Below are 12,004 nucleotides of genomic sequence, written 5' to 3' on the forward strand. Positions count from 1 at the left end.
ATGTCAACTTGACAGGGCCGAGCGCAGAGTAATGCTTTTTAGTTACTTTTATCGATGTAACTTAATCTTCTTACCAAACTCAGTCTGATCAAAGTTATCAATGGTGTTCTTTACATCTTCATAATTCAGGCTGGCTCCAAATAAGGGGCTTCCAGGTTCAGTCATAATACCATCTGAAATATCATAATGAACCACTTGGTCAAATCCCATTGAATCAACGAATGCTGCCACTTGGTCAACAGCTTCTTTATTGTCGCCTGTTACAAATAGTGCTTTTCGTTTAGGGTCGCCCTTTGGACGAACTTCTTCTTGTAAGTTGTGATATCCCATATGATTAAAGGTTTTAACAATCGTTGTATCCTTGAAGTAATCTTGAACTTGTTCACTAGAAGTTGAATCTGGATTGAGAACCTCTTCACGGATTCCATCAGTTTCCCACCAATAATTCATCGCATCAATCACTAATTTTCCCTTTAATAGGTCCGGATTAATATTCTTATAGCGACTCAAGGGAATAGCGAGAATAATAATGTCACTCTGTTCAGCAACTTCTTCATTTACTTCAGGAATTGCGCCAGGTACCAATGTATCGATTGTTAATTTAATTTTATCAACAGGTCCTGAACCGGAGATACGAACCTCATAGCCAGCTTTCAAGGCTAACCCTGCTAACACGATACCAACTTTTCCTGCACCAAAAATTCCTACTTTTTTGATAGTCATGAACTAGTCCTCCTCTTCTGATAAAATCTCTTTAACTCGAGGGATTACTTTTGTCGCATATAATTCAATCATGTGTTCACGTTGAGCGGCTGTTTGGTTACCAGCGCCATATACTAAATCAAAACGACCTAAATCAAGCAATTTAATCGTGCGAGCCATCCGTTGAGCAACAAACTCAGGATCCCCAACATAAAATGAACCCACTTTAGTTTCTGCATCAAATTGTTCACGACTCATTGGAGCCCAGCCACGGGTTAGACCGATGCGGTCAAAGTTTTCTTTAATATTCTTGAAAGCAACTTCAACAGCTTGATCGTTATCATCCGCAATAAAGCCATGTGAATGAACAGCAACAGGATATTCTTCTTTACCTAAATTGCGGGCTGCCTTGTGATACAAATCAATGTAAGGCTTGAAACGATCAGCTTGACCACCAATGATAGCAATAATCACTTTGTAGCCATAGCGAGCTGCACGAATGATTGATTCTGGTGATCCACCAATACCAACGTATGTTTCAAGCTCACCCTTTTCGGTCTTAGGATAAACATCTTGATCTTTGAGCGATGCACGGAATTTGCCTGACCATGTAACTGGTTTTTCTGTACGTAATTTATCATATAAATTAATCTTTTCATTGAATAAATCATCATAGTCAGTTAAGTCATATCCAAACAATGGGAATGATTCTGTAAATGATCCACGGCCCAACATAACCTGGGCACGTCCATTTGATAAGGCATCTAAAGTTGCAAAGCGTTCATATACTCGAACTGGATCATCGGAACTCAACACGGTAACCGCAGTTGCTAGCTTAATGTTCTTTGTAACAGTTGCAATTGATGCCAAAACTGTTTCAGGACTTGAAACACTATAATCGGGACGATGATGTTCACCAACGCCAATTACATTAATGCCTAGTGAATCAGCCAATTCACCTTCATGAACAATCTGACGAATTGATTCTGCGGCAGTTTTTAATGAACCATCTTCGTTTGCAACAATATCACCAAATGTTTCAATTCCAAATTCTAATTTATCTACGTTTACCATGTTAAATACCTCCCTGTTTTTGCTTACTTTTTGTAAGTGATTATTCATTTAAGATAAATATACCGCAAAAAATAAAAAAAGCAACCCTTTTTATAAAAACGGTTACTTTCATTCAATTAAATATTCTTCACACCAGAAATATGACTAGATAAACGATTGCCAATAATTTCTGACATTTCTTCATCAGACTCCTGCATTCCATTCTCCATCCACAACATCAGTACATTTAGAAAACCTCCAGCTACAAAACGAATATTATACTTATCTGCTTTGTCTGTTCCTTCAATGTTGCAAATTAAATAATTGGAAAAATCATTCATAAAATCAATCATTGAGTCTAACATTAGATAGGTTAATTTAGCTTTAAAAATTACAGTGATGAACTCACGATGTTGTCTAAAGTAATAAAAGAACAGTCTCGTAATTTCATAATTAGAAATATCAGATTGGACTAAAAGTTGTGAATATTCCTGGTACATACTGTCTAACCTTTCAGCAATCACATCCGTCATACTGGAATAATTACGATAAAATGCCATGCGGGAGACACCTGCTCTTCTAGCAATCTCTGTAATAGAGATATCTTCAAAATTTTTATACTTCATTACTTCGATTAAAGCAGTTACTATACTTTCCCGGCTCAAATTCTTTTGTTCCTGATTATAGTTTGTATCCATAACAATATTCCATCCTTTGTAACGTCGCCCAGCTATTCCATTGTTTTCAATTAATAGGTGCATTATACTACTCAACATCAAGACGTTACAACTGTAACGTCCTAAATTCAAGGAGGAATTCGAATATGAAAACATGGTTTATTACCGGTGCATCTGGTGGTCTAGCAACTTCGGTTATCAAACAATTGTTAAAACGGGGAGACCGTGTAGCTGCAACAACTCGTAAGTTAGGCGCGCTAGATGACTTAAAAGCAACTTACAGTGATTAGCTTTGGGAAACAACTCTCGATTTAAGTGACTCTAATGCAGTTAATTCAGCTGTCGTTTTAGCTGTTAAGTATTTTGGTACTGTTGACGTTTTATTAAATAACGCCGCTTACGGACTATATGGTGCCGTTGAAGAATTCAGTGATGAACAAATTCAAAACATTTTTCAGATTAATTTATTTGGTTCATTATATACGGCGCGAGCTTTCTTACCCTATTTCAGAAAACAGGGTCATGGACAAATCGTTCAAATATCAAGTATGGCTGGACAATACTCCACACCTGCACTGGGAATGTATAGTGCATCCAAATGGGCTGTCGAAGCAGCTTTTGAAGCGCTCGCTCAAAAAGTAGCAGAGTTTAACGTTCAAACTACAATTGTTGAACCAGGTGGTATTCGAACCAATTTTGCTGGTGGTCATGGTGTGTTCAGTAAGCCAATGAGCGTTTACAACGATACTGACGCTGGTAAGATTACTGCGCTGATTAGTGGTCGCGTTCCTGCACCTGCTGGAATGGAAAATTCTATTCTGGGCGACCCTGATAAGATGGCTGAACAGATTATCAAACGAGTTGAACAAGGTCAAGGGCCGCTTAGATTAGCACTTGGTAGTGACTCGTATAATAAAATGCACGAAGGATTAGAAAAACGATTAATAGCTTTGGAAGACCAGAAAGGCAGAGCTGGGATTACTGATTATAAATAAATGCTACATTTAAAAAGAGGCTGACTTTTGAAGCCGCCACAAAAGTTAGCCATTTAAATTCGGGAAAAAATAAAAAAACAGATAATATCTAGAATTAACTTCCTAAATATTATCTGTTTTTTTCTGGCGTATTCTGTGGCAAACATTCAACCTATTTTTAACTATTTTATACCATTCTAAAATTTGTAAAAGACCGTCAAATCAGTGTTCTTTACTCAAAAAAACTTCTTCGGTCACTCCCGAAGGAGAAAATGAATTACTGCACAATGGTCCGATTAGAATTAGTATGAATGTCCTCAATAATGAACTTGATAAAATTACCATTCACTCAGACCTAGATGAAACACCAGAATTTGATGAAGCGTTTCAAGGATTTGAATCAGGAATAGGATAGAGTTCCATGAATTTCTAAAATGCTTATCAAACTGTAATCAAGACCAATAAGGAAACCGTTGGTGAAGCGCACGGAATAGTTGCACGTCACACTGACCCTGGAAATGATCTAACAGTTGTGTTTACAAGAAAATAAATTAGATATGGTAGATTACAAGTTTAATCCGAACATAATTTAAAACTCTCAATAGCAGTTAGTCCATTACATACTTTTAACGGACGGTTATTGATTAATTCAAGTGACTCAATTACTTCATCTTCTGTTACCTTTTCGAAGTTTGTTTTCTTTGAAAAAAACCAACGTAAGTATCGATTAAATCGTTCGTTTATTCCTCGTTCCATGGAGAATATGGGTGACAGAAGAATACATTAATTCCATAATCATTCTCTATTTCACGATATTTTGAAAACTCTTTTACGTGATCAACGGTTATTGATTTGACTGTAGACCCAAAGTTATTATGAAACTTCTTAAAAGCTTCATTTAATGCCTCTGAACAGCGACTATTCATCTTGATTGCCCACAGTAATCTTGTTTTTCTTTCGATAAAAGTTACCAAACAATGCTTTGATTCACCTCGACTTGATAACACAGTGTCAACTTCCCAATGACCAAACTCAGAACGTGTATTAATTTCTATAGGCCGCTCTTCAATAGAACTACCAACCTTGATAATGCCTCTTGTTTCATTTGATCTGGCACGTCTAATATCTTTATCTGGTAATTGTTTTGAATCGAAGTTCATTAGTTTTCTGTTTATCTAATTATATATTGAGGAAGTTGCTATATTAAGTTCTCTAGCTACCATTGATGGTGAAAGAGTTAGTTTTAAATGATTGATAATTTTTGTTTCTAGTTCAATAGTTAACTTTGTTTTTCGACCACAGTTTTTTCTTTTTTGATCTGCATCAAGTTGTGCAAGTTTCGCATTATATGGGATAACACGATGTAATTCATAATTAATGGTAGATTTTGCCACACCAATAGTGGTGGCAATTTCTTGTTGAGTTTTACCTAAATTTACTAGATAAGCAATCGTTCCTCATTCAAATTGTGTTAAAGTAGTAATGCTTAAAGTAATCGCTTCTTTCATGGTTTAGTTTGGTCACTACCATTGTAAGCTTTTGCTTTGGGTTTTTATTTTGTGTTCGGATTAATTATAGAATCTACGAAAACAAATAAAAAATTTTAAATTATGGAGAAAGAAATAACATGGTTAAACCTAAGTACAACACATGGATTCGAAGAAAAAGAATCATAATCTTCTTTGCAATTAGCCTTATCATTTTGCTTATTGCGGGTCTTCTAGCAATGAAGTCTATATATTTTTGGCTTCTTGGTCTATTATCATTGCCATTTATCTACATAACGACAGTACTAATCATCACATACTATCAATTCTCTAGCGGTGGCGGTGGCTATCAGGACAAAATACACACAACAGTTGCCTCACTACTTCAGCATGATCATCGACAGGTACTGGATGTAGGTACGGGTAGCGGAGCTCTAGCAATTAAGATTGCTCAAAATAATTCGCATATTACTGTTACCGGCATTGATTCATGGTCAAAAAATTGGGAATACTCAAAGCAACAATGTGAATATAATGCCGAATTAATGGGTGTATCTAAACAAACAAAATTTCAAAAAGCAAGTGCATCCAAATTACCATTTACTAACAATAGTTTTGATGCGGTTGTAAGTGTACTTACTTTTCATGAAGTTACCTCAGTTCAAGATAAAGCTTCATTAATTAACGAAACACTTCGTGTGCTAAGCCCACACGGCGAGTTTGTTTTTCTTGATCTTTTTCGAGATGAGTCAATTTTTGGCGACTTCTCAACGCTAATTTCGAAATTAAACGCTTCAGAAATCCAAGCAGTACCGCTTGAAGATTGTCTAAAACTTCCGTCGATATTAAAATCAAAACATTCTTTGTATTATGCAGTTATTATAAAAGGCTTCAAGTGATTCTACGATTTTTAAACAAATACCTGACACAGTATAAATTTTCGGTTTATGTTTTTTTGGAACAAAACACACTAAGAAAAACAAGTCACTGATGAATGCACTTACCTAGTGTTACAACAGTTATTTTTAACATATCGCAGCGTTGTAATCGTTATTAAAATCATTTACTCTTAATCTATTACGAAAATTATGAGTACAGCAATGATTAAATTAATTGTCAGCGATTTAGATGAAACACTATTAGGTGCGGATGGTAGCGTATCTGAAGAAAATAAACTAGCAATCAAAAAAGCACGCGAAAAAGGGGTTAAGTTCGTCCCAAATACCGGAAGAGGATTTGCGTCTATTCAAGAATTATTAAAAGTCCTCGATCTTTACAGTGAACCTGACGAATATGTTATTTCATATAACGGTGGAGCAATTGTCGAAAACAAAAATCAAAAAGTATTACAAACTAACGGTCTCAGTTTTGAGCAAGCATCAGATATTTTTAACATTACCAAAAAGTTCAAAGACTTTGATACACATGTTTACACATTGAATGACGTATTCTTATATAACCCACTTTCTGAAGATGAAGCATACTTGAGAACGCGTGGCGTTAATTTCAAATATCTAGAAGCCGATAATCTTGATGAATTCAAAGATACACCAATCATAAAAGTTATTACGATGAATTCTGATCCAGTTAAGCAACAAGAAATGGCTGAAGCAGTACTATCTGGTGTTTATTTTGATTTAAATGTGACTTATTCATAAGGAATATACACCGAATTCAATCATGCAGGAACTGATAAAGGATCCGCAACACTTGAACTAGCTGACCGTCTTGGTATTAAAAAAGATGAAATCATGGCACTTGGTGACAATAGCAATGACATTCCCATGTTAACAAAAGTTGGTCTTCCAGTATCTGTCGCAAATGGTTCTGACGAAGCAAAAAATACTGCTAAATATATTACTAAAGCTAATTACACGACAGGTGTGGCTGAAGCAATTAATAAATTTGTTTTATAAGACTGAATGAAAAACTCAGTATATTCGGAAAATAATTTCTAAATATACTGAGTTTTTATTTTATAAATGAACAGCTGCCCAGAGAGATCCTGGGTTTATTTTCGTTCCATATTTTTTCATCATTTTTTCAAATACTTCATTCGGATCTGAAATTATTTTCTTAAGATTATCGAAATCAGTAATATATTCAATCATTTCATCTAAAATATTAGGATTATCATCATTGTCAGGATTCTTGTGCCCAGCAACAACATATTTTGGATTAAGATTTTTCAATTTTTTATCGACTTCAATCCAATTTTCTCTATCTTTTAAAGTTGTTTCTGCCAAGAATGGGTGAACTCCATTATATACAGCATCTCCAGCAATAATTAATTTAATATCAGGAATCCACAAACTAGTTGTATCATGAGTATCTGTAAAACCATTTTTGATAATTTCAAACTCACTTCCGTCAACAAAGAATGATTTATCAACAGTTTCATCAATATCAAGTATTGGATTTGGCTTTTCACCTGGCAACATGTGTTCCCAAATTTGAGCTGTAGTTTCTGGTAGTAAAATCGGTTGAATACCTTCTTTGGTTTCTTTAGTAGCAATAACTTTTGCACTTGGAAATGCCGTTTTTAACATTCCAGCACCCATAAAATGATCAGTATGAGCATGTGTAATATAAATATACTTCAAGTTAACTTTATGTTCCAAAATCCATTTAATTAATTCTTCGTTTGAACTTTTTGTCATGAAGGTATCGATAATTGCAGCTTCATTTTCTCCATACACTAAAACTGACGAATTTGGAAACCATTCTAAATCTTCTGTCCCACTCGGTACTCCTGGAACAACACCCGGTAGGTTAGTTGTGAAAACATCATATTTTATTTTATTCATTATTTCTCCTATCTTATTGTTGAATTTGAAACTCCCCATAGTGATCCTGGATTAATTCTTGTTGGGTATTTTTCTAACATTTCTTTATATAATTCCTCTGCACTATTTGCAATTTTGGATAAATTGTTAAATGTTCTAATATATTCTGCAGTTTCCAGTAAAATTTTTGGATTGTCATCTAAATCGGGATTCTTATGCCCAGCTACTACATATTTTGGATTTAAACTAGATAGTTCTTCATTAACATTAATCCAATTTTCTCGAGCTCGTTGTGTTGTTTCTGCCATAAATGGATGAACTCCATTATAGGTGGCATCTCCTGCAACAATTAGTCCTAAACTAGGAATCCACAAACTAGTTGAGTCATGAGTATCAGTAAATCCGTCTTTAACAATCTTTATTTCCTCATCCTCTAAATAAAATCTACCATCAACCAGTTCGTCGACTAAATGTATCTTTTCTGGAATTTGATTTGGAAACAAATTTTGCCAAACCGTTTTTAACATTGCAGGCATAATAATTGATGGTAATCCATCAGCAGTCTCTTGTGTTGCAATAATTTTTACATTAGGAAATGCATCCTTGATTATTCCCGTTCCAAAAAAATGATCAGAATGAGCATGTGTAATATAAATATATTTTAGATTTACATCAAAACCTTTTATCCAATCAACTAGTTTTAAATTCGCATCTTTTGTCATAAAGGTATCAATTAAAACCGCATCTTGATTCCCATAAATTAGTGTTGCTGTATTTGATACCCATTCCAATTCTTCAGTTCCTTTTGGAATGCCTCTAGTAACACTCTTTCGAACATCACTTAAAGTTTCATATTTTAACTCTGTCATTTCATTCTCCTTAGTTAGAACTTACCATTTTCGTTTGCTCTTTGTTCTTTAGGAAGAAATATTTCTTTTGTTCTCCATATTTCAACAATCTTATGATCATCAATTCGGATTAAATCGTAATATCCAACTTCTTCATTATTTTCAACACCCTCACTAGTTACTAACGCAAAATTATTTTCAGCAATAATGAAATGATCTTTATTATAATTTGAAGAATTATTCAAAAATTCAACATATTCAGAAAAACCATTTTTTACTCCAGAAATATGATTTTCTAAATCGTTTGAAAAATAGTTTTCCATATTCTTAATTTCTTTAGTAATTAATGTTTGTTGAAATTTTCGTGCTATTTCTTTGGTTTCATCAGTTGAAATGCTACCATCTAAATGCTTTGATCCATCAAAAGGTGAACTTTTATCGTTAATATTTCCTTGAAAAATCTCTAAATTGTCCCAATGTTCGACAATTTTTTCACCATCAAATCGAAATACGTCGAATCCATTAACTAACTGACCACTAAATGTATATTCAGTTTGAATAGCGACTAGGTTTCCATCTTCAATTGATCTAAGAAACTTTAAAGTAGCTTTATAAACTTGAAGTGCAGGAATTGATGTCAAAATAGCATCACGTCCATTTCCAAATTGTAAATTATGTTGTGTATATTCAACCTCACTTACATTTTCCAAAATTGTATCTGTTTTTCCCGTTTCAATAGCTGTTAACATTGCCATTGCTTGATCTTTTCTTTTTGTCATTGTATGACCTCCTTATGTTTATGTTGTAAATTTATAACCAATCCTGATTCTTAACAATAAACATTAATTACCAAACGTGTTATAATTCACACATATGAATTATTGTGGAGGGATTATGACAAAAAAATTGGATCATCGTGCTCAAAGGACAAGAAAAAATATTATTAATTCTTTTATTAAACTTCTTGGTCAAAAAGAATTTAATAAAATTTCAATTACAGAAATAACAAATATGGCCGATGTAAACAGAAGAACATTTTATCTACATTATGTTGATATTTTTGAACTTCTAGATGAACTTGAAAATGACCTTACAGACGAATTTAATAATTTAGTCGTTCAAGAAGTGCCACAAAGTTTATTTGATTTTCACGAACTTTTTCTTTCGTTTATTTATGGAAATCAAAATCTCGCATTAGCATTATTATCAATTCAAGAATCAAAATTTCTTTCTAAAATTATGAAAATAGCAACTGATTTAAACTTCGCATACAGTGAGTACGATACGGAGATCGAAAGAAAATATTGTTGGAATTACGTGGAGAATGGGATGCGCGGCATGCTGCAAGATTGGTTAAAGAATCAATCAATGCCACTGGACAAGATGGTTTCTTTTATCACAGGTGTTGTTCAACGTTCATTAAAATCATCAATTGCATAACGCAAAAAAAGATTGATATGCTGTTACTTCAGCACATCAATCTTTTTATAAATTAACTTTTGCGAATCGTTTAATTGAAACTTTATAAGCTACCCACATCATTAGAGCATAAAAAATAATTCCAATAACTAATATTGGTAATTGCTTTAGTTGGTCTGATCCGCTAATTGAATCAAGCCACGCAAAATTAGGAAAGTGCACAAGAACTTCGACAGCAATTGCGATTAATGATGCCGGAATAATTCCCATCAAAAATGCTATACCTGCTTTATATGCTGTTTTGAAAAATTCCGTTAAAAAGAATACATTGAATATTCCTAAAATCATCAATCCAAATCCATAGTAAGCAACATTGGCATCAATCCCAGCAACATTGTTTGTTTTAAAAACTTGTCCATGAATTAACGCAAACGGAATCGAAAACAGAATCATAAAAGCTTGTGAAATTAGCAAAACTTGCCATTTTGCTTTGACAACATCGCTTCTTTTTATCGGCAACATTTCAGTAAAATATATGTCGTTTGTTTCTCTCGAATACATTAAATTAACATAGTTTCCAATGCAACTGAATAAAAATAGTATCGTGTAAGGATAGGCCGGAACAAGTAACAACGGACCCATTAATGAAAATATATAGAGATTTGGGTGTGCAGCTAAACGAAATTCTTTATTTAACAATTTAAAATTCATAGTGCTTACCCTCCATTCTCACCATAATATCGTCGAGCGTGAGATCATTTTTGTCAGTATCATCTTTTAGATATTGGAACGATTCGATAAATTCTTCTTTAGGTGCTGCCTTAATTAACTCGCCATCTTTGATATAAATTATTTCATCAGCCGACTTTTCCAAATCAGAAGTGATATGCGTGGAGAAAAGGATACTCGTGTCACCTTTTTTCACAATTTGTAAAAATATTTCGAGCAACTCATCACGAGATACAGGGTCTAATCCACTTGTTGGCTCATCAAAAATTAAAAGTTTAGCTTGATGAGAAAGGGCAACGGCAATGGAATATTTCACACGCATACCAAATGAAAGTTCCTTAACTTTTTTATTTTCATCAAGATTAAACATTTTAGAATATTTTTCAAACGCGATTTGGTCCCAATTACCATAAAAAGTTTTCGTCACTTTAGTAATATCACGTAACTTTTTCTCTTTGTAAAAATCTACGCCACCTAGAACAACACCTAATTGTTGTTTACAAAAAACTTCATTGTCTCTAAATTCCTTGCCAAACATTTGGATACTGCCCGTCTCAAATGGCACCAAATTCAAAATCGATTTCAGAATTGTTGATTTTCCAGCTCCATTGACGCCAATCAAACCAATTATTTTTCCCGCAGGAATATTAAAATTAATCTGTTTTAATTCAAAATTAGGATATTTTTTTGATAAATCATGTACTTCAAGTAAATTCATTTTATTCATCCTTATTAAAGAAAAAGTTATCGAGCTTTTGCCCTGTCATCTTCATAAATGTGGTTGTACTGATTAATGCCAACCCTGGTGATTCTTGACCAGAATCCCCAAGAACCATTAAGTTATCACCAGCTTTAATTTCGAGCATGTCGCGTGCATTTTTTGGTAAAACAATTTGGCCACGATCACCCACTTTAACTGTTCCAAAAATATGTTTATTTGCTGGGCCAATTGGCATCCCTTCTTTATCGGCATCGTATCTAACTAGATTGTTCAAATCTACGCCATATAATTCAGAAAGAGCAACACAATTTATTAAATCTGGAAGTGATTCACCGTTTTCCCATTTGGCAATTGATTGACGAGTAACATCTAGTTTTTCTGCTAAATATTCTTTGCTCCACTTTTTTTGACTTCGTAAGAAACGTAAATTATTAGCAATCACATTTTTCTGATTTTTCATTTTTCTCTACCCCTTATGCTATTAAGCATAGAATATCTCTTTGAATATTAAAATCAATCAAAAATAACAAATTTTGTTAAGTTTGGTTACGCGAAAAAACTCAATATATTAGAATTAATTTGGTTCTACAATATCTGTTGTTGGTAAT

General features: G+C 33.7%; 12 protein-coding genes and 3 pseudogenes. 5 read left to right on the forward strand and 10 right to left on the reverse strand.

What is annotated here, in order from left to right; translation table 11 throughout:
• Nucleotides 1–48: 48 nt before the first annotated feature.
• The 3 genes from IV88_RS08040 to IV88_RS08050 all read right to left on the reverse strand — a co-directional run bounded on the left by IV88_RS08040 (nt 49) and on the right by IV88_RS08050 (nt 2,420).
• Nucleotides 49–723: an NADPH-dependent F420 reductase gene (locus IV88_RS08040; RefSeq protein ID WP_057800390.1), complete on the reverse strand. Its 675-nt coding sequence runs from the start codon at nt 721–723 to the stop codon at nt 49–51.
• A gap of 3 nt (nt 724–726) precedes the next feature.
• Complete coding sequence (locus IV88_RS08045; RefSeq protein ID WP_057800391.1) at nt 727–1,776, reverse strand: LLM class flavin-dependent oxidoreductase; 1,050 nt, start codon at nt 1,774–1,776, stop codon at nt 727–729.
• Between the two features lie 116 nt (nt 1,777–1,892).
• The gene (locus tag IV88_RS08050) at nt 1,893–2,420 is read right to left on the reverse strand and encodes a TetR/AcrR family transcriptional regulator (RefSeq protein WP_201781924.1); all 528 of its coding nucleotides are present in this window, start codon (nt 2,418–2,420) and stop codon (nt 1,893–1,895) included.
• A gap of 158 nt (nt 2,421–2,578) precedes the next feature.
• Here IV88_RS08050 and IV88_RS09380 point away from each other — a divergent pair, with 158 nt between their 5' ends.
• Both IV88_RS09380 and IV88_RS08055 read left to right on the forward strand, forming a co-directional pair.
• Nucleotides 2,579–2,722: a hypothetical protein gene (locus IV88_RS09380; protein ID WP_201781925.1), complete on the forward strand. Its 144-nt coding sequence runs from the start codon at nt 2,579–2,581 to the stop codon at nt 2,720–2,722.
• Nucleotides 2,723–2,746: 24 nt separating this feature from the next.
• A pseudogene (locus tag IV88_RS08055) lies at nt 2,747–3,427 on the forward strand (SDR family NAD(P)-dependent oxidoreductase); the annotation flags it as partial.
• A 552-nt stretch (nt 3,428–3,979) separates the two neighbouring features.
• Here IV88_RS08055 and IV88_RS08060 read toward each other — a convergent pair.
• Nucleotides 3,980–4,857 (reverse strand): annotated as a pseudogene (locus IV88_RS08060) (IS30 family transposase).
• Between the two features lie 176 nt (nt 4,858–5,033).
• Between IV88_RS08060 and IV88_RS08065 the strand changes: the two are divergent.
• Entirely contained in the window at nt 5,034–5,792 is a 759-nt protein-coding gene (locus tag IV88_RS08065; RefSeq protein ID WP_057800392.1) for a class I SAM-dependent methyltransferase, read from the forward strand.
• Between the two features lie 201 nt (nt 5,793–5,993).
• Nucleotides 5,994–6,809: pseudogene (locus tag IV88_RS08070) on the forward strand (Cof-type HAD-IIB family hydrolase).
• Between the two features lie 60 nt (nt 6,810–6,869).
• Here the strand turns inward: IV88_RS08070 and IV88_RS08075 are convergent.
• Genes IV88_RS08075 through IV88_RS08085 form a run of 3 tightly spaced genes read right to left on the reverse strand, consistent with a single transcriptional unit; the run spans nt 6,870 to nt 9,306 of the window.
• A complete protein-coding gene (locus tag IV88_RS08075) occupies nt 6,870–7,700 on the reverse strand; it encodes an MBL fold metallo-hydrolase (RefSeq protein WP_057800393.1) in 831 nt (276 codons plus the stop codon).
• 8 nt (nt 7,701–7,708) lie between these two features.
• Nucleotides 7,709–8,548: an MBL fold metallo-hydrolase gene (locus IV88_RS08080; RefSeq protein WP_057800394.1), complete on the reverse strand. Its 840-nt coding sequence runs from the start codon at nt 8,546–8,548 to the stop codon at nt 7,709–7,711.
• Nucleotides 8,549–8,562: 14 nt separating this feature from the next.
• A complete protein-coding gene (locus IV88_RS08085) occupies nt 8,563–9,306 on the reverse strand; it encodes a nuclear transport factor 2 family protein (RefSeq protein WP_057800395.1) in 744 nt (247 codons plus the stop codon).
• Between the two features lie 115 nt (nt 9,307–9,421).
• Between IV88_RS08085 and IV88_RS08090 the strand changes: the two genes are divergently transcribed.
• A complete protein-coding gene (locus tag IV88_RS08090) occupies nt 9,422–9,967 on the forward strand; it encodes a TetR/AcrR family transcriptional regulator (RefSeq protein WP_057800396.1) in 546 nt (181 codons plus the stop codon).
• 45 nt (nt 9,968–10,012) lie between these two features.
• On the opposite strand, the gene IV88_RS08095 is transcribed toward IV88_RS08090, so the two are convergent.
• Genes IV88_RS08095 through IV88_RS08105 form a run of 3 tightly spaced genes read right to left on the reverse strand, consistent with a single transcriptional unit; the run spans nt 10,013 to nt 11,856 of the window.
• The gene (locus IV88_RS08095) at nt 10,013–10,657 is read right to left on the reverse strand and encodes an ABC-2 transporter permease (RefSeq protein WP_057800397.1); all 645 of its coding nucleotides are present in this window, start codon (nt 10,655–10,657) and stop codon (nt 10,013–10,015) included.
• Nucleotides 10,647–11,393 (reverse strand): ABC transporter ATP-binding protein, encoded by a 747-nt coding sequence (locus IV88_RS08100; RefSeq protein ID WP_057800398.1) that lies wholly within the window; start codon nt 11,391–11,393, stop codon nt 10,647–10,649. The genes IV88_RS08095 and IV88_RS08100 overlap by 11 nt, the downstream gene beginning before the upstream one ends.
• Nucleotide 11,394: 1 nt before the next feature.
• Entirely contained in the window at nt 11,395–11,856 is a 462-nt protein-coding gene (locus IV88_RS08105; RefSeq protein WP_057800399.1) for a helix-turn-helix domain-containing protein, read from the reverse strand.
• Nucleotides 11,857–12,004: the final 148 nt, after the last annotated feature.

The organism is Pediococcus argentinicus (assembly GCF_001437605.1).
Taxonomy (GTDB): Bacteria; Bacillota; Bacilli; order Lactobacillales; family Lactobacillaceae; genus Pediococcus; species Pediococcus argentinicus.